The organism is Streptomyces sp. NPDC005706, from assembly GCF_040631045.1.
Taxonomy (GTDB): Bacteria; Actinomycetota; Actinomycetes; order Streptomycetales; family Streptomycetaceae; genus Streptomyces.
Window position 1 is genome coordinate 166238 of record NZ_JBEXYS010000006.1, and the last position, 20173, is coordinate 186410.

General features: G+C 73.6%; 19 protein-coding genes. 9 read left to right on the forward strand and 10 right to left on the reverse strand.

What is annotated here, in order from left to right; translation table 11 throughout:
- Positions 1-61 precede the first annotated feature (61 nt).
- On the forward strand, positions 62-2593 hold the full coding sequence (locus ABZ478_RS14040; RefSeq protein ID WP_359548641.1) for a helicase C-terminal domain-containing protein: 2532 nt from the start codon (positions 62-64) through the stop codon (positions 2591-2593).
- Between the two features lie 517 nt (positions 2594-3110).
- Here ABZ478_RS14040 and ABZ478_RS14045 read toward each other — a convergent pair.
- Positions 3111-3680 carry a hypothetical protein gene (locus ABZ478_RS14045; protein WP_359548644.1) on the reverse strand — a complete coding sequence of 190 codons (570 nt, stop codon included), beginning with the start codon at positions 3678-3680 and terminating at the stop codon, positions 3111-3113.
- A gap of 148 nt (positions 3681-3828) precedes the next feature.
- Here ABZ478_RS14045 and ABZ478_RS14050 point away from each other — a divergent pair, with 148 nt between their 5' ends.
- Positions 3829-5478: a DNA repair helicase XPB gene (locus tag ABZ478_RS14050; protein WP_359548646.1), complete on the forward strand. Its 1650-nt coding sequence runs from the start codon at positions 3829-3831 to the stop codon at positions 5476-5478.
- Here the strand turns inward: ABZ478_RS14050 and ABZ478_RS14055 are convergent.
- Together ABZ478_RS14055 and ABZ478_RS14060 are read right to left on the reverse strand one after the other, a co-directional pair.
- Complete coding sequence (locus ABZ478_RS14055; RefSeq protein WP_359548986.1) at positions 5430-6689, reverse strand: glycosyltransferase 87 family protein; 1260 nt, start codon at positions 6687-6689, stop codon at positions 5430-5432. The two genes, ABZ478_RS14050 and ABZ478_RS14055, sit on opposite strands and share 49 nt — an antisense overlap.
- Before the next feature lie 54 nt (positions 6690-6743).
- Complete coding sequence (locus tag ABZ478_RS14060; RefSeq protein ID WP_359548648.1) at positions 6744-6926, reverse strand: hypothetical protein; 183 nt, start codon at positions 6924-6926, stop codon at positions 6744-6746.
- A gap of 315 nt (positions 6927-7241) precedes the next feature.
- On the opposite strand from ABZ478_RS14060, the gene ABZ478_RS14065 reads away from it, so the two are divergent.
- Positions 7242-9320 (forward strand): UvrD-helicase domain-containing protein, encoded by a 2079-nt coding sequence (locus ABZ478_RS14065; RefSeq protein ID WP_359548650.1) that lies wholly within the window; start codon positions 7242-7244, stop codon positions 9318-9320.
- Positions 9321-9513: 193 nt separating this feature from the next.
- Here the strand turns inward: ABZ478_RS14065 and ABZ478_RS14070 are convergent, their stop codons facing one another.
- Entirely contained in the window at positions 9514-9666 is a 153-nt protein-coding gene (locus ABZ478_RS14070; protein ID WP_359548652.1) for a hypothetical protein, read from the reverse strand.
- On the opposite strand from ABZ478_RS14070, the gene ABZ478_RS14075 reads away from it, so the two are divergent.
- The gene (locus ABZ478_RS14075) at positions 9665-10252 is read left to right on the forward strand and encodes a hypothetical protein (protein ID WP_359548654.1); all 588 of its coding nucleotides are present in this window, start codon (positions 9665-9667) and stop codon (positions 10250-10252) included. The two genes, ABZ478_RS14070 and ABZ478_RS14075, sit on opposite strands and share 2 nt — an antisense overlap.
- On the opposite strand, the gene ABZ478_RS14080 is transcribed toward ABZ478_RS14075, so the two are convergent.
- Both ABZ478_RS14080 and ABZ478_RS14085 read right to left on the reverse strand, forming a co-directional pair.
- Complete coding sequence (locus ABZ478_RS14080; protein ID WP_359548656.1) at positions 10249-10968, reverse strand: copper homeostasis protein CutC; 720 nt, start codon at positions 10966-10968, stop codon at positions 10249-10251. The genes ABZ478_RS14075 and ABZ478_RS14080 overlap by 4 nt on opposite strands.
- A 91-nt stretch (positions 10969-11059) precedes the next feature.
- Entirely contained in the window at positions 11060-11737 is a 678-nt protein-coding gene (locus tag ABZ478_RS14085) for a maleylpyruvate isomerase family mycothiol-dependent enzyme (protein ID WP_359548658.1), read from the reverse strand.
- A 50-nt stretch (positions 11738-11787) separates the two neighbouring features.
- Here ABZ478_RS14085 and ABZ478_RS14090 point away from each other — a divergent pair, with 50 nt between their 5' ends.
- Positions 11788-12432 (forward strand): hypothetical protein, encoded by a 645-nt coding sequence (locus ABZ478_RS14090; protein ID WP_359548661.1) that lies wholly within the window; start codon positions 11788-11790, stop codon positions 12430-12432.
- 65 nt (positions 12433-12497) lie between these two features.
- A complete protein-coding gene (locus ABZ478_RS14095; RefSeq protein WP_359548664.1) occupies positions 12498-13574 on the forward strand; it encodes a GNAT family N-acetyltransferase in 1077 nt (358 codons plus the stop codon).
- Here the strand turns inward: ABZ478_RS14095 and ABZ478_RS14100 are convergent.
- Both ABZ478_RS14100 and ABZ478_RS14105 read right to left on the reverse strand, forming a co-directional pair.
- The gene (locus tag ABZ478_RS14100; protein WP_359548666.1) at positions 13556-13834 is read right to left on the reverse strand and encodes a DUF4031 domain-containing protein; all 279 of its coding nucleotides are present in this window, start codon (positions 13832-13834) and stop codon (positions 13556-13558) included. The two genes, ABZ478_RS14095 and ABZ478_RS14100, sit on opposite strands and share 19 nt — an antisense overlap.
- A gap of 7 nt (positions 13835-13841) precedes the next feature.
- Positions 13842-14225, reverse strand: a complete 384-nt coding sequence (locus ABZ478_RS14105) for a hypothetical protein (protein WP_359548669.1) — start codon at positions 14223-14225, stop codon at positions 13842-13844.
- A gap of 55 nt (positions 14226-14280) precedes the next feature.
- On the opposite strand from ABZ478_RS14105, the gene ABZ478_RS14110 reads away from it, so the two are divergent.
- From ABZ478_RS14110 to ABZ478_RS14120, 3 genes are all read left to right on the forward strand, one after another.
- Complete coding sequence (locus tag ABZ478_RS14110; RefSeq protein WP_359548670.1) at positions 14281-15186, forward strand: MurR/RpiR family transcriptional regulator; 906 nt, start codon at positions 14281-14283, stop codon at positions 15184-15186.
- 34 nt (positions 15187-15220) lie between these two features.
- A complete protein-coding gene (murQ, locus tag ABZ478_RS14115; protein WP_359548672.1) occupies positions 15221-16144 on the forward strand; it encodes an N-acetylmuramic acid 6-phosphate etherase in 924 nt (307 codons plus the stop codon).
- 272 nt (positions 16145-16416) lie between these two features.
- A complete protein-coding gene (locus tag ABZ478_RS14120; protein ID WP_359548674.1) occupies positions 16417-16992 on the forward strand; it encodes a hypothetical protein in 576 nt (191 codons plus the stop codon).
- Positions 16993-17008: 16 nt separating this feature from the next.
- Here the strand turns inward: ABZ478_RS14120 and ABZ478_RS14125 are convergent, their stop codons facing one another.
- Together ABZ478_RS14125 and groL are read right to left on the reverse strand one after the other, a co-directional pair.
- Positions 17009-18133: an NADH:flavin oxidoreductase gene (locus tag ABZ478_RS14125; protein WP_359548677.1), complete on the reverse strand. Its 1125-nt coding sequence runs from the start codon at positions 18131-18133 to the stop codon at positions 17009-17011.
- Positions 18134-18336: 203 nt separating this feature from the next.
- On the reverse strand, positions 18337-19959 hold the full coding sequence (gene groL, locus ABZ478_RS14130) for a chaperonin GroEL (protein WP_359548679.1): 1623 nt from the start codon (positions 19957-19959) through the stop codon (positions 18337-18339).
- Between the last annotated feature and the right edge of the window lie 214 nt (positions 19960-20173).

A 20173-nucleotide genomic window follows, 5' to 3' on the forward strand; every position in this document is an offset into this window, starting at 1 on the left:
CGCAGACCGGCATCGAACAGCCCACCCGGCGTTCGGCACGGCACCCGCTAACGTGGGTCAGATGAGCCCCGAGGCCAACCCAGCCCCCCGTTCCCTCGCCGAATCGCTCCGCATGAGGGACGACGCCTCGCTGGCCGCGCTGCTGCGCAGCCGCCCCGATCTCATCACCCCCGTCCCCACCGACCTCACCCAGCTCGCCACCCGCGCCGGCACCCGCGCCTCGGTGCTGCGGGCGCTGGAACGGCTGGACCGGTTCACCCTCCAGACGGCGGAGGCGCTGGCCGTGGCCCCGGACCCGGCGTCGCACGGGACGCTGCTCGGCCTGATGGCGGGGGACGCGGGCGACGCGGCCGTGGCCGCCGCGCTGCCCCGCGCCGTCGCCGTCCTGCGCGAACAGGCGCTGGTGTGGGGCGACGACGACCGGCTGCGGCTGGTGCGCACCGCGCAGGAGGTGCTCGCGCCCTCCGCGCAGCACCCCTCCCCCACCGGTCTCGGCCCGAGCGTGCAGGAGGCCACCTCGGGCATGTCGCCGGGGCGGATCCAGGAGATCGTCGCCTGCGCCGGGCTGCCCTCCACGCACGACTCGGTCTCCGCGGTCACCGCGCTGACCGCCCTGTTCGCCGACCGCCGGAAGATGGCCAAGCTGCTCGCCCAGGCGCCGGAGGCCTCCCGGGAGGTGCTGTCCCGGCTGGTGTGGGGGCCGCCGTACGGGCAGGTCACCCCGGAACCGGCGGCGCATCTGCGCTGGCTGCTGGACCGCGGCCTGCTGCTGCCGACCGCGCCCGGCACCGTGGTGCTGCCCCGCGAGGTGGCGCTGCACCTGCGCGAGGGCCGCGCCCACCGCGCGCCCGAGCCGCGGCCGCCCGCCGTGGAGCCCGCCGCCACGCACGGGGCGCAGGTGGTGGACGCCACCGCGGCCGGGCAGGCGTACACCGCGCTGGCCACCGTCGAGGAGCTGCTGAAGGACTGGGACGAGGGCGGCCCCGCCGTGCTGCGGGCCGGCGGTCTGAGCGTGCGGGACCTGAAGCGGACCGCCGTCGCCCTCGACGTGTCCGAGCCGGTCGCCGCGTTCTGGATCGAGCTGGCCTACGCGGCCGGGCTGCTCGCCTCCGACGGCGAGGCCGACGAGCGGTACGCGGCCACGCCCGCCCACGACGAGTGGCTGGAACAGCCCCCCGCCGAACGCTGGGCCCGGCTGGCCCAGACCTGGCTGACCGCCACCCGGACGCCGGGCCTGATCGGCGGACGGGACGCCAAGGACCGCACGTTGTCCGCGCTGGGCCCGGGACTCGACCGGTCCGCCGCGCCCGAGGTACGGCACCGGGTGCTGGCCCTGCTGGCCGGGCTCCCGGCGGGTGCGGCGCCGGCGGCCGAGGCGATCCTGGCCCGGCTGCGCTGGGAGCGGCCGCTGCGCGGTCCCCGGCCGGACGGCGAGGAGGACCTGCGCTCCCGGCTCGCCCGCTGGACCCTGGCGGAGGCGGAACTGCTCGGTATCACCGGGCGCGGCGCGCTGTCCGCGCACGGCCGGGCAATGCTGGGCGCGGCCACGGCCGAGCAGGCGGCGGCCGGGGCGGAGTCCTCCGGTCCCGGTGACAAGCTGCCCGTCCACCACCGCCCGGCCGCCCCGGCCGAGCCGCTGACCGCGGCCGAGCAGGTTGTCGCCACCGGCGCCGCCGCCCGGCTCCTCGCGCCGCTGCTGCCCGAGCCCCTGGACCACGTGCTGCTCCAGGCCGACCTGACGGCGGTGGCCCCGGGCCCGCTGCGGCGTCCGCTCGCCGACACGCTCGGGGTCCTCGCGGACGTCGAGTCCAAGGGCGGGGCGACCGTCTACCGCTTCACCCCGGCCTCGGTCCGCCGCGCGCTCGACGCCGGGCGGACCGCCGCCGACCTGCACGCCTTCCTCACCGCGCACTCCCGTACGCCGGTCCCGCAGCCGCTGGCCTACCTCATCGACGACGTGGCCCGCAGGCACGGCCATCTGCGGGTGGGCGCGGCCTCCGCGTACGTGCGCTGCGACGACGACGCGCTGCTGAACGAGATCCTCGCCGACAAGCGGTCGGCCGCCCTGCGGCTGCGCCGGCTGGCGCCGACCGTCCTCGCCACCCAGGCGGACCCGGCCGCGCTGCTGGAGGGGCTGCGCGCGATGGGATACGCGCCGGCGGCGGAATCAGCCGAGGGCGACGTGCTCATCGCCCGCGCCCATGCCCACCGCACCCCGCAGCGCACCGCGCCCGAGCCGGTGCCGGACGGCCCGCCGCCGCCCGACGCCACGCTGCTCTCGGCGGCGATCCGGGCGATCCGGGCGGGCGACCTCGCCGCCACCGCGCCGCGCAAGACCACCGGTGCCGCTCCCGCGCGGGGCGATCTGCCCCGCACCGGCTCCGCCGAGACCCTGGCCACCGTGCAGGCCGCCGTACTGACCGGCGAGGCCCTGTGGATCGGCTACGTCAACGCCGAGGGCAGCGCCAGCCAGCGGGTGATCGCCCCGATCCGGGTCGAGGGCGGCTTCGTCACGGCGTACGACCACACGGCCGACGAGGTACGCACGTACCCGCTGCACCGCATCACGGGAGTCGCCGAACTGGAGGAGTAGCCGGCAGACCGCGCGGCAGCCCTGAGAAGAAGCCGCCCGTGGGCAGGCCGAAGTGGTCGCGGGCAGCGGCCTCCGGGACGCCGGACGGCACCGGGTCACCGGAGTGGGTGTCGGCGCCGGGTCGCGGGTCGGTCCACGGGTCGGTCAGCGGGGCAGCCGAGTGGTCGCGGGCGGCCGTCTGCGGGAGGCCGGACGGCACCGGGCCGCCGGGACCGGTGCCCGCGCCGGAACCGACGCCGGGTCGCATCGGCCCGCGAGCGGGCCAGAGCGGCAGCCGAAGTGGTCGCGGGCGGCCGTCTGCGGGACGCCGGGCGCCACCAGGTCACCGGAACCGGTGTCGCACCGGGCCGCGCGTCGGTCCGCCGTGGACCGGTCGGCAACCCCGCACCGGAGCGTTCGCGGGCAGGCCGAAGTGGTCGCGGGGGGGCCGCCTCCGGGACGCCGGACGGCACCGGGTCACCGGAACCGGTGCTCGCACCGGAACCGACGCCGAGTCACGCGTCGGCCCGCGGACCGGTCAGCAACCCCGCACGGGAGCGTTCGTGGGCAGGCCGAAGTGGTCGCGGGCGGCGGCCCGCAGGGCGCCGGACGGCATGGAGTCGCCGGTGTCCGCGTCCGCCTGGTGGGCGAAGTGGGCGTCCACCCACTGCCCGTATCCAGCGCCGTCCGGCGGGCGCTGCGCCGACACCACGCGGTAGCCGCCGGGCGCGCCCTCGTCCCGCCGCAGCCGCAGCACCTGGGGGCCCTGGGCGCCGCCGCACTCCAGCAACGCGCCCGCCCGCACCCCGTACTCCAGACACAGCGTGCTCACGCCCGCCCGCACCTGGCCGCCCTGCTCCTCGAGGTCCTGTGCCTGCGCCCGGCAGAACCACCGCGCCCGCAGCCCGGGCACCGCCTCCCCGTATCCGCCGCCCCGGGAATCGGCGACCAGCCGGGCCTCGATCACCGGCCGCACCTCGCTCCACAGGTGCGCGTCGACGTCCGCCCGCCCGTGAGCGCCGTCGGTGCCCGGTCCCATCGCCCACACCCCGGTCGCCACCAGCACTCCGGTGGCCGCCAGACCGGTCCCCCACCTGCCCACGGTCATAGCCCCGCCCTCCTCACCGGGCCGCGCCCCCGCGCCGCACCCGCACGTGAAGACCCGCGGCGGACGCCAGGGGTTGCAGGCGACCCGCCGCGATCATCCGCCGGTAGGGCACACTGGACGTTTGGCCGTGCCGAAGGGAAGTACGTAGGTGAACGGACCGCTTATCGTCCAGTCGGACAAAACCCTGCTCCTGGAAGTCGACCACGAGCGGGCCGACGAGTGCCGTCGGGCCATCGCGCCCTTCGCCGAGCTGGAGCGGGCCCCCGAGCACATCCACACCTACCGGGTCACCCCGCTCGGCCTGTGGAACGCGCGGGCCGCGGGGCACGACGCCGAGCAGGTCGTGGACGCGCTGGTGCAGTACAGCCGCTACCCGGTGCCGCACGCGCTGCTCGTGGACATCGCCGAGACGATGGACCGGTACGGCCGCCTCACCCTCTCCAAGCACCCCGCGCACGGACTCGTGCTCACCACCACCGACCGGCCGGTGCTGGAGGAGGTGCTGAAGTCCAAGCGGATCGCCCCGCTCGTCGGCGCCCGCATCGACCCGGACAGCGTCATCGTGCACCCCTCCGAGCGCGGGCAGATCAAGCAGACGCTGCTGAAGCTGGGCTGGCCGGCCGAGGACCTCGCCGGGTACGTGGACGGCGAGGCGCACCCGATCGAGCTGCTGGAGGACACCTGGGCGCTGCGCCCGTACCAGAAGCAGGCCGTGGAGAACTTCTGGCACGGCGGCAGCGGTGTGGTCGTGCTGCCCTGCGGCGCCGGGAAGACCCTGGTCGGCGCCGGGTCGATGGCGCAGGCGAAGTCCACCACCCTGATCCTGGTCACCAACACCGTCTCGGCCCGGCAGTGGAAGCACGAGCTGGTGAAGCGGACCTCGCTGACCGAGGACGAGATCGGTGAGTACAGCGGGACCAGGAAGGAGATCCGCCCGGTCACCATCGCCACCTACCAGGTGCTGACGACCCGGCGGAAGGGCGTCTACCCGCACCTGGAGCTCTTCGACTCCCGGGACTGGGGACTCATCGTCTACGACGAGGTGCACCTGCTGCCCGCCCCCGTCTTCAAGTTCACCGCCGATCTCCAGGCGCGGCGGCGGCTGGGGCTCACCGCGACCCTGGTGCGCGAGGACGGCCGCGAGTCGGACGTCTTCTCGCTCATCGGGCCCAAGCGGTTCGACGCGCCCTGGAAGGAGATCGAGGCGCAGGGCTACATCGCGCCGGCCGACTGCGTCGAGGTCCGCGTCAACCTGACCGACTCCGAGCGGCTGGCGTACGCGACCGCCGAGACGGAGGAGAAGTACCGCTTCTGCGCCACCACCGCGACCAAGCGGAAGGTCACGGAGGCCATCGTGCGCCGGTTCGCCGGGCAGCAGATCCTCGTCATCGGCCAGTACATCGACCAGCTCGACGAGCTGGGCGAGCATCTGGACGCCCCGGTCATCAAGGGCGAGACCTCCAACGCCCAGCGCGAGAAGCTCTTCGACGCCTTCCGTGAGGGCGAGATCAGCGTGCTGGTCGTCTCCAAGGTCGCCAACTTCTCCATCGACCTGCCCGAGGCCACGGTCGCCATCCAGGTGTCCGGCACCTTCGGCTCCCGCCAGGAGGAGGCCCAGCGCCTCGGCCGCGTCCTGCGTCCCAAGGCCGACGGCCACCAGGCCCACTTCTACTCGGTCGTCGCCCGCGACACCATCGACCAGGACTTCGCCGCCCACCGCCAGCGGTTCCTGGCGGAGCAGGGCTACTCCTACCGGATCGTGGACGCCGACGAGATCCTGGCCGAGGGCACCGGCTGAGCGACGGTGAGCGCCGCGCCCGCCAGTAGCGCGAGCGTCAGCAGTGGGTACGGCGAGGCCAGTGGCTGCTGCCACCAGGGCAGGCGCAGGTCGCCGTATCCCTGGTGGGGGACCAGCCAGAGCGTGCGGGCGGTGAAGACGGCCGCCGTCGCGGCCGCGAGCCGCGGGCGGCCGTCGGCCAGCAGCACCGCCAGCAGCGGCACGCACCACACCCAGTGGTGGGACCAGCTGATCGGGGAGACCAGCAGGGCCGTGAACGCGGTCAGCAGGATGCCGTGGCGGTCCTGCGAGGCACGGGCCGCCAGGTAGAGGCCGGCCACGCCCACGGCCGCCGCCGTGAGGATCCAGCAGATCCCCGGCGCCGGGTCGTGCAGCGCGCGGGCGGTCAGCCCCTGCAGGGACTGGTTGTCCACGATCCACACCTTGCCCACCCGGCCGGTCTCGTACAGCCGCCGTGTCCAATACTCGGCGCTCGCGGCGGGGAGCAGCAGGGTGCCGAGCAGGACGGTGGCGGCGAAGGCCGCCGTCGCCGTGGCCGCCTCACGGGTGCGGCCCCTCAGCAGCAGGTAGGCGATGAAGATCGCCGGGGTGAGTTTGACGCCGGTCGCCAGGCCGAGGGCCAGGCCCTTTCCCCGGGCGCCCGGGGGGCGGGTCAGGTCCCACAGGACCAGGCAGGTGACGGCGAGGTTGATCTGGCCGAAGAGGAGTGTCTGGAAGACCGGTTCGAGCCAGAGGGCCAGGGCGGTGGCCGTGCACAGGAGGGGCGGGGGCAGGGGCGGCCGGTGCGGAGGGGCCGGCGTCAGGGGGCCGGGCGGAGGCAGGGGCGGGCGTGGTGGCGGGGAACGGTGTGGTGGCGGGGAACGGTGTGGTGGCGGGGGTGGAGGGTGTGCCGCGAGCCGGGCGGAGAGGGAGACGAGCCCGGCGAGCAGGAGCGCGTTGCCCGCGAGGAACGCCGCCTTCAGGACCGGTACCGGAATCCAGCTCGCCGGGATGAGCAGGACCGCCGCGAAGGGCGGATAGGTCGCCGGCAGCCGCCAGGGGGTGGCCGTCAAGCCGTACAGGTCGCCGCCGTGGAGGGCGGCGGCACCCTCGGCCCGGTAGACCAGCAGATCGGCCATCGGGGCGTGTCGCAGCAGGCACAGGGTGGCGAAGGAGCAGAGGGAGACCGCCAGGAGGAGCGGGGGCAGCAACGAGGGGAGACGAGGTGGCAGGGCAGGGAGGAGGGGCTTCACCGTCCGTTTCCGCACGAAGGTGACCCTATGTCGTCATTTGCGGCGAACGCCCGCCTCCTCGCCGTACTCGCCGAGGATCACGACCCCGAACGCGGCCTCCACGAACACCTTGACGGCACGCAGGGCGTTGCCGAGGGGGTGGTGATGGGGGCCGTCCATGGCCGTGGCACCGGAGGGGGGCCGGACAGGGGCTGGAGAAATGGTCGCTGCGCTCATGTCTCCATGGTGGAACTTCGAGCGCGTGTCCGGAATCGGTCTCCGGGTCCAATTCCCGGGGAGCGCGCATAGCCCTCCGGGTGGAGCGCTCCCCTACACAGGACGGACCCCGTCCCCTAGGGCCTGCCCGGCCCAGAATGCGCGGGAGACAAAATCCATTGGCCCCGTCGCCCCACTCTCACTTAAAATCTCCGCTCTTGCCCGCCTCCCTCTCGGAGTGCCGCCGCCCGGCCGGAAACCGGACGGCACCGTCGCCGGCCCGAAACCGACGGCATTCGTCGTAGCCACGCAGCAGGCCCATCCGGAGGCACCCCCTTGTCCACGCCCGCCCACGAAAAGCTCGACGGCCCATTCGACGGCTCACCCGGCGACCCGCTGGCCCGAGAGCGCTCCCACCTGGCCTCGTCCCGGTCGGCCCTGCGCGCCATGCGCGAGGACGTCGAGGCGCTGGACATCAGCGACGTCAGCGCGAACTGGGTCAACGCCGCGGTGCTCGCCCGCCAGATCGACGAGCGCATCAAGGCGCTGGCCGACCTCAGCGGCACCCCCCTGTTCTTCGGCCGGCTCGACTATCTGCACGCCCCGGGGGCCGCACGGGCGGAGGGCGCGGAGGGCGAGCAGTTCTACATCGGGCGGCGGCATGTGCACGACGCCGACGGTGATCCGATGGTCATCGACTGGCGTGCCCCGGTCTCGCAGCCGTTCTACCGCGCGTCCAAGAAGGCCCCGATGGACATCGCGCTGCGCCGCCGCTTCGGCTACACCGGCGGCGACCTCACGGCGTACGAGGACGAGCACCTGTCCGACCCGGGCGAGGCGGCCACCACCAGCAAACTGCTCCAGCAGGAGATCGAGCGGCCGCGCGTCGGCCCGATGCGCGACATCGTGGCCACCATCCAGCCCGAGCAGGACGAGATCGTCCGCAGCGGGCTCGGCGGGACCGTCTGCGTGCAGGGCGGCCCCGGCACCGGGAAGACGGCCGTCGGCCTGCACCGGGTCGCCTATCTCCTCTACGCGCACCGGGAGCGGCTCGCACGCACCGGCACGCTGGTCATCGGACCGAACCGGTCCTTCCTGCACTACATCGAGCAGGTCCTGCCGGCGCTCGGCGAGCTGACCGTGCAGCAGGCGACGGTCGACGACCTGGTCGCGCAGGTGGAGGTGCGCGGCACGGACGACGCGGCCGCCGCCGTGGTCAAGGGCGACGCCCGGCTGGCCGAGGTGCTGCGCCGGGCCCTGTACTCCCATGTGAGCATGCCCACCGAGCCGGTCATGGTGGTGCGCGGCTCGCGGCGCTGGCGGGTCCCGGCGTACGAACTGGAGGAGCTGGTCCGCGAGTTGCTGGACCGGGACATCCGCTACGGCGCCGCACGCGAGGCCCTGCCGCAGCGGATCGCGCACGCGGTGCTGGTGCAGATGGAGCGGGCCGGGGAGGCGCCGGACGACCGGGTGCAGGACGCGGTCGCCCGCAACAGCGCGGTCAAAGCCGCCGTGAAGGCGGCCTGGCCGGCCGTGGAGCCGGCGAAGCTCGTCCTGCGGCTGCTGAGCGACGCCGATTTCCTCGCCGAGCACGCCGAGGGGATCCTCGACGAGGACGAGCAGAAGACGATCCTGTGGGCCAAGCCGGTGCGCAGCGTGAAGTCGGCGAAGTGGTCGGCGGCGGACGCGGTGCTGATCGACGAGGCGACCGACCTGATCCAGCGCACGCACTCGCTGGGCCATGTCGTCCTGGACGAGGCGCAGGACCTGTCCCCCATGCAGTACCGGGCCGTCGGGCGCCGCTGCACCACGGGCAGCGCGACCGTCCTCGGCGACCTGGCGCAGGGCACCACTGCGTGGGCGACCCGGAGCTGGGACGAGGCGCTGGCCCATCTCGGCAAGCGTGAGGGGGTCATCGAGGAGCTGACGGCCGGTTTCCGTGTCCCCACGGACGTCATCACGTACGCCTCCCGGCTGCTCCCGCACATCGCTCCGGGTCTGACCCCGGTCGCCTCGGTCCGGGAGAACCCGGGCTTCTTCGAGGTCCGCACCGTTGCCGAACCGGCCGAAGTGGTCAGCGCCTGCGAGGAGTTGCTGCGGCACGAGGGCTCGACGGGCCTGATCGCCGCGGACGCCCGCATCCCGGTCCTCGCCGAGGCGCTGGCCGCGGCCGGGATCGCCCATCTCGCCCCGGGTGAGGAGACCACCCGCGAGACCCGGCTCACCCTGGTACCGGCCTCGCTCGCCAAGGGCCTGGAGTACGACTACGTCGTCCTCGACGAACCGCAGGCGGTGGTGGACGGCGAACCGGACGAGCGGACCGGCCTGCGCCGGCTGTACGTGGCCCTGACCCGTGCGGTGTCCGGCCTGACCGTGACCCACACCGCCCCGCTGCCCGGGCAGCTCGCCGACTAGGCTCCTGTGACGTCCCGCTCCGTCACGTCCCCCCGGAAGGCGCCCAGTTGAGCACCCCACCGCCGTCGCACCCCGCCCACCAGCAGGCACCGGGGCCCTACGCGCCGGGGCCGGGGCCGTACGCGCCGGGGCCGGGGCCGTACGGGCAGCCTTCCGGGCCGTATCAGCAGGCACCCGGGCCGTACGCGCAGCCTCAGCCGGCGGCGCCCGGGCCGTACCCCCCGGCGCCCGGTCCGTACCCGGGCGCCGGGCCGGCGGGCGGGCCGGTGGCGGGGTGCCAGATGTGCGGGGCGGCTCCCGCGGCGCCGGTGACGGTCCGCGGCCACCAGGGCATGCTGGTGATCATGCGGTTCCTGCGCCGCCAGGGCGTGTTCTGCCACACCTGCGCGCTGGCCGTCTTCCGGGACATGCAGGCGGACACCCTGGTCATGGGCTGGTGGGGCCCGCTGTCGGTGTTCATCACGCCGTTCACGCTGCTGGCCAACCTCGGCGCCCTGTCCGGCATCCGGCGGATCCCGGCACCGGTCACTCCCGGTTGGCGGCCACCGCTGGACCCGGGCCGGCCGGTGTTCCGGCGCCCGGCCGGCATCCTCGCCCTCGTCCCGCTCGCCGTGCTGGGCCTGCTGGTCCTCGCCGTCACGGCCCTCGTCGTCATCGGCCTCGTGGCAGGGCCGGGCGACAGCGGCAGCGACGACGGCACGGGCACCGGGAGCGCCGGCGTGACCCTGAAGGCCGATTCGTGCGCGCGCAACGACGCCTCCTGGCCGGCGCAGGAACTGAAGCCCGTGGACTGCGGCTCACCGGACGCCCAGTACCGCGTCATCGACCCGAAGAGCGGCTCCTGCGCGTCCGGGGACTACGCCGCCTACGCGCGGTACAGCGACGACGGCACGTCCTTCTGTCTGCGCCCCCTGAAGGGCCGGGCTTCTTAGGGCCTGTCCGAGCGGGCCAGGGCCACGTCCTCGTCGAGCACGGACCGCCACTGCTCGACCGCCGCCGCCGAGACGGGTCCGAGCCAGCCGCCGGGGCGGGCCGCCCCGCCGATGTGGAACGCCTCGATGCCGGCGGCGCGGAGCCGCGGCACATGGTCGAGACGCAGACCGCCGCCCACCATGATCTGCTGCTCGTAGCCGGGCTTGCCGCCGAGCGCCGCCTCGGACACCAGCGTCGGCAGCCCCGCGTCCACGCCGGCCGCGGCTCCGGCCGTCAGATACGTGTCCAGGCCGGGCAGACCGGCGATCCGGCGGCGCAGGGTGTCGCGGTCGGCGGTGCGGTCGATCGCCCGGTGGAAGGTCCAGCGGCAGCCGTCCAGCGCGGACACCAGCCGCTCCACGGCGGCCAGGTCCACCCCGGCCGCCGCGTCGAGGAATCCGAGCACGAACTGGTCGGCGCCCGCGTCCCGCATCTCGTGCGCGACCCGGACCAGCCGGTCCACGTCACCGGCCGCGAAGCCGTCCGCCAGCCGCAGCATCACGCGCAGGTCGATGTCGACGGCGGCCCGGATCCCGGCGACGGTGGCGGCCGGCGGGGTGAGTCCGTCGGCCGCCATCTCGGTGACCAGTTCCAGGCGGTCCGCGCCTCCGGCCTGGGCGGCGACCGCGTCCTCGATGTCGAGGGCGATCACCTCCAGGACTGCACGCTTGCTCATGGCACCCCATTCATCGGCGGTATGCGTCGGCGGTTCATCGACGGCTACAGGTCTAGTCCAATCCAAGACTACGCCGATCCGGGTACGCCCTTCAGCCGAAGATGTTCAGCTCCCCCTCCCGCGCCCCCGCCAGCTCGTACGCCGTGCCGGACACCGGCCGCCCGGAGTACAGCCGTACGAGGGTGGGCGCGTCGCCGATGTACCGGGCGGGCGGGGCGTCCCCGGCCACGGCGCCCAGCCGCAGCGGCTCGTCCAGGTCGTCGAGGTCGGCGTGCAGCGACAGGTGCTCCTTCTCACGCGTGACGTGGGCCAGCAGCGCCAGCGCGTCCGGCAGCCCCGCGCCCGCGTACGCCCCGGGCTCGCCCAGGACCTCCCGTACGTCCCCGGCGTGCACCCACTCCCCGAGCGCGAGCACGTCCAGCGCCCCGCCGGCCTTGGCGATCACCGGGCCCGCCTCGGTCATCCCGCGCTCCAGCTCGTCCACGACCTGGGCGTTCGTCCACCGGGCGCGTTCGGCGATGTCCCGGTCGTTGGACTCGGGCGAGAACACGCCCTTCTCGAACCGGCTCTCCACCACCCGCGTCAACGCGGCGGAACAGTGCGCCAGCACGTCCCGCACCGTCCATCCCGGACAGGCGAGGGTCGGCAACGCGAAGTCCGCGTCCGTCCGCGCCCGCAACAGCGGTACCAGCACGTCCCTCTCGGCGCTCAGCAGCCGGCCGGGCAGCTCGGGGTCCCGTACGTCTTGCACATCCGCAGGAGTCGTCATACACGTCACGCTAGGGGGCCGGCCGGCGCACGTCACGGAACAATGGGGGTATGGCCGACCTCGACGCCCTGCGTGCCCGATTCGCCCGCGCCCTGGAAGGGGCCCGCGGCCCCGGCGGCGGCCCCGATCCCGCCCCGTACGCCGACAACCTCCTGGGCCGCTGGCAGGAGCCGCAGCGCCACTACCACACGCTGACCCACCTCACGGCGGTCCTGGACCACATCGACACGCTCGAGAAGCACGCGGCCGACCCGGACGCGGTGCGCCTGGCCGCCTGGTTCCACGACGCGGTCTACCTGCCCGACCGCTCCGAGAACGAGGAACGCTCCGCGGCACTGGCGGAACGCGCGCTGCCCGAGGCGGGGGTGCCGGCACCGAGGACGGCCGAGGTCGCCCGCCTGGTCCGCCTCACCGTCACCCACGACCCCGCGGACGACGACCCCGACGGCCAGGTCCTCTGCGACGCGGACCTGGCGATCCTCGCCTCGTCCCCTTCGGCGTACGCCCACTACACGGCCGAGGTCCGCGAGGAGTACCACTTCATCCCCAACGAGGCCTTCCGCGAGGGCCGCGCCGCCATCCTGCGCCAACTCCTGGATCTGCCCCGCCTGTTCCACACCCCGCACGGCCAGGAGCACTGGGAACGCACGGCTCGGTACAACCTCACGGGCGAACTGGAACTGCTGTCGGGCTGAGGGGCTTCGCCGAGCATCCGGAAATACCGTCGCCCCCAGCAGAGCACCCCCCTAGGGTTCGCCCCATGCGACCTATAAACGGGGACGACGTGATGAAGGCCGTCGAGGGGTGTCTGGCGGTGCTGGGGCCCGTGGCGGGGCGGGACTGGGAGGGGGTGCGGGCGGCCGGGCTGGAGTGGAGCTGCCGGGAGACCGTGGAGCACGTCGCGAGTGATCTGATCGCCTACGCCGGGCAGTTGGCCGGACGGCCGCGGGACGCCTATGTCCCGTTCGACATCAGGCTCGACGAGGGCACCGACAACGACGGGCTGCTGGAGGTCGTGCGGACGACCGGTGTGCTGCTCGCCGCCGCCGTGCGGACCACCCCGGCGCACGTCCGCGCCTTCCACCCCTACCCGTTCCGCAGCGCCGACCGTGAGGGCTTCGCCGCGATGGGTGTCGCCGAGGTGGTGCTGCACACGCATGACGTCACCCGGGCACTCGGCGTCGAGTACACGCCGCAGGAGGGTCTCGCCGAGGCCGTGCTCGGCTGGCTCTTCCCGCATGTGCAGCCCGGCACCGCGGCCTGGCCGACCCTGCTCTGGGCGACCGGCCGGGGTGAACTGCCGGGGCGGGCGCCGGTCACCGAGTGGCGCTGGCGCAACAATCTCGTCGTCCCCACCGAGCGGCTCGATCTGGTCGGGCTGCGGCCGGCCGTCGCACGGGACCTCCGGCTGGGCGGCGACGGCGGCCTGGACTGGATCGAGGGCGGGCCCTACGAGGGCACGCGGGAGGCCGCCGGCTTCCTGGTGAAGGCGTACGAAGGCGGCGTGCACCGGCCGGAGTTCGGGGTCTTCGCCCTCGTGCGGAAGGAGGACGGCCGCGCGGTCGGCGGCATCGGCTTCCACAGCGCGCCGGACGATGACGGCCGGGTGGAGATCGGCTACGACCTTGCGGAGGGTGCCCGCGGGCAGGGCTACGCCACCGAGGCGGTGCGCGCGCTGGCGGACTGGGCGCTGGCCCGGGACGACGTCGGTTCCCTGTTCGCGACCGTCGAGCGGGAGAACACCGCCTCCCAGGCCGTACTGGCCCGGGCCGGCTTCACCCGGGTGAGCGAGGAGGACGGCAGCGGCGCGGAGCTGGCCTACGAGCTGCGGCGCTGAGCGAGCCCCTTGGGCCGGCGCAGTCCGGAGGCACGCAGCAGCCGCACCACCTCGCGGCTGCTGACCTGCACCGCCCCGGCGGCCACCGCGTCCGTGTACCGGTGCGACGGAAGGTCGTAGTGGTCACGCTCGAAGGCCCGCCGGGGCACGCCCAACCCGGCCGCGAACACGTGCAGTTCGTCGTAGGAGACGTCACTGACCAGGTGCGACCACATGCGGCCGTGACCGGGCCAGGCAGGCGGGTCGATGTAGACGGTCACGGGCGCCTCACGAGGACGGCGTCCCGCCCATGGCCCGTCCCAGCGACCCCACCGATGCGACCTGGACGCCCGCCTTGTGGCACACCCAGTGCGGGTCGGCGCCCAGTTCCGGCTCCACGTCCAGGGCGTGCGGGTCGCCCGAGCCGCACACCGGGCACAACGGCCAGCGGCCGTAGCGCTCCAGCAGCGCGTCCTGGACGTCCTGCGCGACCAGCCCGGGCAGGAAGGGCACGCCGTCCGGCCACTGCTCGACCCACCAGCGCCGTTCGGCGACGGAGTCCTCCACCAGTGAGACCACGTCGGCCTCGGCGACCCGGCCCGCGACCAGGTCGGCCAGGACCAGCGCGCGGGCCGCGTGCAGCGCCTGCTCGAGCGGTGTGAATGACTCCATGGTCCCATTGTGCGCACTCTTGACCGCGGGACGGAACCGAAAATATCTTTCATTGGTGACCCAGGACGTGAAGGAAATTTTCGGCAGTCCGGGCGGCTCCCTCGCCGCGAAGGTGCGCACCCTCGCCCCCTCCATGACCCGTTCCATGCACCGCGTCGCCGAGGCCGTCGCGGGCGACCCGGCCGGCTGCGCCGCCCTCACGGTCACCGGCCTCGCCGAACTGACCGGCACCAGCGAGGCGACGGTCGTGCGCACCGCCCGCCTGCTCGGCTATCCCGGCTACCGCGATCTGCGCCTCGCCCTCGCCGGCCTGGCCGCTCAGCAGCAGTCGGGCCGCGCGCCCGCGATCACGACGGACATCGCCGTGGACGACCCCATCGCGGACGTCGTGACCAAGCTCGCCTACGAGGAGCAGCAGACCCTCGCCGACACCGCCGCGGGACTGGACACCGCGCAGCTCGGCGCGGCCGTCGCCGCGCTCGCGGGCGCCCGCCGCACCGATGTGTACGGCATCGGTGCCTCCGGTCTGGTCGCCCAGGACCTCACCCAGAAGCTGCTGCGGATAGGGCTCATAGCCCACGCGCACAGCGATCCGCATCTCGCCGTGACCAACGCGGTGCAGCTGCGTTCGGGTGATGTGGCGATCGCCATCACCCACTCGGGTTCCACCGGCGACGTCATCGAGCCGCTCCGGGTCGCGTTCGACCGCGGGGCGACGACCGTCGCCATCACCGGCAGGCCCGACTCGCCGGTGACGCAGTACGCCGACCACGTGCTGACGACGTCCACGTCACGGGAGACGGAGCTGCGGCCCGCCGCGATGTCCTCCCGGACGAGTCAGCTGCTGGTGGTGGACTGCCTGTTCGTCGGGGTGGCACAGCGGACGTACGAGAGTGCGGCGCCCGCGCTGGCCGCGTCCTACGAGGCGCTGGCGCACCGGCACCGCTCCACCCCCAGGTGAGTGCAAGCACGCGAATCGGAGAGAGCCACCCCCCATGACCTCCCATGACCTGCGCAACGAGCTGGAGTCCCTCACCACCGAAGCCTTCCGGCCGGAACTCGCGGAGATCGACCGGCTGCCCACCCTCGACATCGCCCGCCTCATGAACGGCGAGGACGCGGGCGTGCCCGCCGCCGTCGCCGCGCGGCTGCCGCATATCGCCGCCGCCATCGACGCCGTGGCCGAGCGCATGGCCCGCGGCGGGCGCCTGGTCTACGCCGGCGCCGGCACCGCCGGGCGGCTCGGCGTCCTCGACGCCTCCGAGTGCCCGCCCACCTTCAACACCGAGCCCGGTCAGGTCGCCGGCCTGATCGCGGGCGGCCCCGAGGCGATGGTCACCTCGGTCGAGGGCGCCGAGGACTCCGCGGAACTGGCCCGCGCGGACCTGGACGCGCTGAAGATCCGGCCCGAGGACACGGTGGTCGGCATCTCCGCCTCCGGCCGCACCCCGTACGCCGTGGGCGCCGTCGAGCACGCCCGCGCGGTCGGCGCCCTGACGGTCGGCCTGTCCTGCAACGAGCACAGCGCGCTCGCGGCCGCGGCCGAGCACGGCATCGAAGTCGTCGTGGGGCCCGAACTGCTCACCGGTTCCACCCGGTTGAAGGCCGGCACGGCGCAGAAGCTGGTGCTCAACATGCTGTCGACGATCACGATGATCCGGCTGGGGAAGACGTACGGGAACCTGATGGTCGACGTCCGCGCCTCCAACGCCAAGCTGCGGGCCCGTTCCCGCCGCATCGTGTCCCTGGCCACCGGGGCCCCCGACGAGGAGATCGAGCGGGCGCTGACCGAGGCGGGGGGCGAGGTGAAGAACGCGATCCTGATCGTCCTCGCCGGCGTCGACGGCCGCACGGCCGCCCGCCTGCTGGAGGAGTCCGGCGGCCACCTGCGTTCCGCACTATCCGTCACGGCCGACTGAGGGTCGCGCCACGCGTCCGCAACGCGCTCCCCCGCGCCGGAGCCCGCCGTGCCGGAGCCCGCGGTGCCTGCGCCCACCTCGGTGGGCCGTCGCGGGGGAGGCGGGCCGGTCTCGTCGACCGCTCGCCCGGAGCCCGGCCTCGCGACCCCGACTCCCGGGCTCCGGGACCTCTTCGCGGTCCCGGAGCCACCCGTGGCGCGCTACCGTCGAACCGCCGGCCCGGCCGGCATCGACCCTGGCCCCGGAGAAGCCGAAGGACTGCGCGGACCGATATGAACCACGCCCAGCTCACCGCCCTCGGGCGTGCCCTCAGGGTGCTCGGGGAGCACGGGGACGCCCTCTCCGCCGACACCCCGGACGCCCGGCTGCACGAGGTCAAGGCCGATCTGCGGCGCGCCCTCGACCTGCTGGACGAGACCGTGGGGGCGGGTGCGCCCAGCACCCGGTGTCCCGAGCATCCGCACGGGCCCGTCGACAAGAGCGCGCCCGATCTGTGCCTGCTCTGCGAGACCCGCAGAAGGGCCGCCCGGCGCTCGGAGTACCAGAGCGGGGGCCGGACCCAGGCCGGGGAGGCGCCCGCCGGCGCGCCCTCGCGCTACGGCGTCCGCGCCGACCGTCCCCAGCCCCAGCAGCGGTGGCTGCCGGAGGCGTGGAACGGGCGGGAGTGGCAGCTGTGCGGGACGCCCCGGCGGGACCGGCGGGAGGCCGAGGCGTATCTCGCCGCCCAGCGGCGCGGGTCCCGGCCGGCGATGGCGTACCGGCTGGTGCACGAGTTCACCGACTACGAGGTGCTGCGGGTGTGGGGGACGCCCGTCCAGGTCGACATCGAGCCGATGGGCAACCTCTAGGCCCCCCCGGCCCACCTCAGCTGAGGGTCTGCAGCGCCGCCGCGTCGTACGGCTTCAGCTCGTCGAAGCGGTCGCCGAGCACCTTGGCCGCCCACTCGGGGTCCTGGAGCAGGGCGCGGCCGACGGCGACCATGTCGAACTCCTCGGCCTCCAGGCGGTCCAGCAGGTTGTCGATGCTCTTGACCGGGGAGCCCTCGCCCTGGAACGCGTTGATGAAGTCGCCGTCGAGGCCGACCGAGCCGACGCTGATGACCGGCTTGCCGGTGAGCTTCTTCGTCCAGCCGGCGAGGTTCAGGTCGGAGCCCTCGAACTCGGGGAGCCAGTAGCGGCGGGTGGAGGCGTGGAAGACGTCGACACCGGCGGCGGCCAGCGGGGCGAGGATCGCCTCCAGCTCCTCGGGGGTCTCGGCGAGGCGGGCGTCGTAGGCCTCCTGCTTCCACTGCGAGAAGCGGAAGATGACCGGGAAGTCCGGGGAGACCGCGGCGCGGACGGCCGCCACGATCTGCGCGGCGAAGGTGGTGCGGGCGACCGGGTCGCCGCCGTAGGCGTCGGTGCGGCGGTTGGTGCCCTCCCACAGGAACTGGTCGAGCAGGTAGCCGTGGGCGCCGTGCAGCTCCACACCGTCGAAGCCGATGCGCTCGGCGTCGGCCGCGCCCTGGGCGAAGGCGCCGATGACGGCGTCGATGTCGTCCTGGGTCATGGGGGTGGCGTCCTCGGTGCCGTCCACGCGCAGCCCGGAGGGGCCGTGGGAGGGGGCGTCCGGGTGCGGGTTCTGGCCCTGCTTGCGGACCGTGCCGATGTGCCAGAGCTGGGGCACGATGGTGCCGCCGGCCTGGTGCACCGCCTCGACGACCTTCGCCCAGCCGGCCAGCTGCTCCTCGCCGTGGAACCGGGGCACGCGGCTGCTGCCGCCGGCCGACTCGTGGCCGACGTAGGTGCCCTCGGTGACGATGAGGCCGACACCGGCGGCGGCGCGCCGGGCGTAGTAGGACACCACGTCATCGCCGGGGATGCCGCCCGGGGAGAACATCCGGGTCATCGGCGCCATCACGATGCGGTTGGGGACGGTGAGGCCGCCCAGGGTGATCGGGCGGGAGAGGATCTGGGCCGCGCGGGAGGCGGGGGGCGGCGTGACGGTCACGTGGGGGCTCCTCGGGGACGACTCGGTAGACCGATTGGTATGTGCGCACGCATTGTTGCAGCTCCTTAAGCAACCTCCCAGGGGCTGTCGCGCATTCCACACACGGCCGGGGGCCACTGTGATCCCGGACACGCCCGAGGGCGGCATCCCCTGCCATGACAGGGGATGCCGCCCTCGGAAAGGACAGGCCGATCCGCGCGGGATCAGAAGTCCATGTCACCGCCCGGCATGCCGCCCGGAGCGGCCGCGGCGGCCTTCTCCGGCTTGTCGGCGATGACGGCCTCGGTGGTGAGGAACAGCGCGGCGATGGAGGCGGCGTTCTGCAGCGCGGAACGGGTCACCTTCGCCGGGTCGATGATGCCCTCGGCGATCATGTCGACGTACTCACCGGTCGCGGCGTTCAGGCCGTGGCCGACGGTCAGGTTGCGGACCTTCTCCACGACGACGCCACCCTCGAGACCACCGTTGACGGCGATCTGCTTGAGCGGAGCCTCCAGGGCGAGCTTCACGGCGTTGGCGCCGGTCGCCTCGTCACCCTCGAGTTCCAGCTTCTCGAACACCTGGGAGGCCTGCAGCAGGGCCACGCCACCACCGGCGACGATGCCCTCCTCGACGGCGGCCTTCGCGTTGCGGACGGCGTCCTCGATGCGGTGCTTGCGCTCCTTGAGCTCCACCTCGGTGGCGGCACCGGCCTTGATGACCGCGACACCGCCGGCGAGCTTCGCCAGGCGCTCCTGCAGCTTCTCGCGGTCGTAGTCCGAGTCGCTGTTCTCGATCTCGGCGCGGATCTGGTTCACGCGGCCCTGCACCTGCTCCGAGGAGCCGGCACCGTCCACGATGGTGGTCTCGTCCTTGGTGACGACGACCTTGCGGGCGCGGCCCAGGAGGTCCAGGGTCGCGTTCTCCAGCTTGAGGCCGACCTCCTCGGAGATGACCTCGCCGCCCGTGAGGATGGCGATGTCGCCGAGCATGGCCTTGCGGCGGTCGCCGAAGCCCGGGGCCTTGACGGCGACGGACTTGAAGGTGCCGCGGATCTTGTTGACCACCAGGGTCGACAGGGCCTCGCCCTCGACGTCCTCGGCGATGATCAGCAGCGGCTTGCCCGACTGCATGACCTTCTCCAGCAGCGGGAGCAGGTCCTTGACGGAGGCGATCTTGGAGTTGGCGATGAGGATGTACGGGTCCTCGAGCGACGCCTCCATGCGCTCCATGTCGGTCGCGAAGTAGGCGGAGATGTAGCCCTTGTCGAAGCGCATGCCCTCGGTGAGCTCGAGCTCGAGACCGAAGGTGTTGCTCTCCTCGACGGTGATGACGCCTTCCTTGCCGACCTTGTCCATGGCCTCGGCGATCAGCTCGCCGATCTGGGTGTCGGCGGCGGAGATGGACGCGGTGGAGGCGATCTGCTCCTTGGTCTCGACGTCCTTCGCCTGCTCCAGCAGGGCGGCGGAGACGGCCTCGACGGCCTTCTCGATACCGCGCTTCAGGGCCATCGGGTTGGCACCGGCGGCGACGTTGCGCAGGCCTTCCTTGACCAGGGCCTGGGCGAGCACGGTCGCGGTGGTCGTACCGTCACCGGCGACGTCGTCCGTCTTCTTGGCGACTTCCTTGACCAGCTCGGCGCCGATCTTCTCGTACGGGTCCTCGAGCTCGATCTCCTTGGCGATGGAGACACCATCGTTGGTGATCGTGGGGGCGCCCCACTTCTTCTCGAGGACGACGTTGCGGCCCTTGGGGCCGAGCGTCACCTTGACGGCGTCCGCGAGCTGGTTCATGCCGCGCTCGAGGCCGCGCCGCGCCTCCTCGTCGAACGCGATGATCTTGGCCATGTGAAGTGGTCCCTCCAGGACTGGGGGTGATTCCTTCGGACCGCGCCCGCGCCCGCGACGGACGGCTCGCCGGCCGCGTGGTTCCTTCCCCCACTTGGCCTGCGGGCCTCACCGACCCGGTCCTCGTTGTCACTCTCACCTTCAGAGTGCTAACGCAATGATTAGCACTCGGCATGCCCGAGTGCAAGCGCCTCCCGGGGTACGGGCGGCCCCG

Excerpts from the sequence above, each read along its gene's own strand:
- ABZ478_RS14040 (WP_359548641.1), top strand. The coding sequence starts at position 62 with ATGAGCCCCGAGGCCAACCCAGCCCCCCGTTCCCTCGCCGAATCGCTC.
- ABZ478_RS14045 (WP_359548644.1), bottom strand. The coding sequence starts at position 3,680 with ATGACCGTGGGCAGGTGGGGGACCGGTCTGGCGGCCACCGGAGTGCTG.
- ABZ478_RS14060 (WP_359548648.1), bottom strand. The coding sequence starts at position 6,926 with ATGAGCGCAGCGACCATTTCTCCAGCCCCTGTCCGGCCCCCCTCCGGT.
- ABZ478_RS14075 (WP_359548654.1), top strand. The coding sequence starts at position 9,665 with ATGCGGTTCCTGCGCCGCCAGGGCGTGTTCTGCCACACCTGCGCGCTG.
- ABZ478_RS14070 (WP_359548652.1), bottom strand. The coding sequence starts at position 9,666 with ATGATCACCAGCATGCCCTGGTGGCCGCGGACCGTCACCGGCGCCGCG.
- ABZ478_RS14080 (WP_359548656.1), bottom strand. The coding sequence starts at position 10,968 with ATGAGCAAGCGTGCAGTCCTGGAGGTGATCGCCCTCGACATCGAGGAC.
- ABZ478_RS14085 (WP_359548658.1), bottom strand. The coding sequence starts at position 11,737 with ATGACGACTCCTGCGGATGTGCAAGACGTACGGGACCCCGAGCTGCCC.
- ABZ478_RS14090 (WP_359548661.1), top strand. The coding sequence starts at position 11,788 with ATGGCCGACCTCGACGCCCTGCGTGCCCGATTCGCCCGCGCCCTGGAA.
- ABZ478_RS14095 (WP_359548664.1), top strand. The coding sequence starts at position 12,498 with ATGCGACCTATAAACGGGGACGACGTGATGAAGGCCGTCGAGGGGTGT.
- ABZ478_RS14105 (WP_359548669.1), bottom strand. The coding sequence starts at position 14,225 with ATGGAGTCATTCACACCGCTCGAGCAGGCGCTGCACGCGGCCCGCGCG.
- murQ (WP_359548672.1), top strand. The coding sequence starts at position 15,221 with ATGACCTCCCATGACCTGCGCAACGAGCTGGAGTCCCTCACCACCGAA.
- ABZ478_RS14120 (WP_359548674.1), top strand. The coding sequence starts at position 16,417 with ATGAACCACGCCCAGCTCACCGCCCTCGGGCGTGCCCTCAGGGTGCTC.
- groL (WP_359548679.1), bottom strand. The coding sequence starts at position 19,959 with ATGGCCAAGATCATCGCGTTCGACGAGGAGGCGCGGCGCGGCCTCGAG.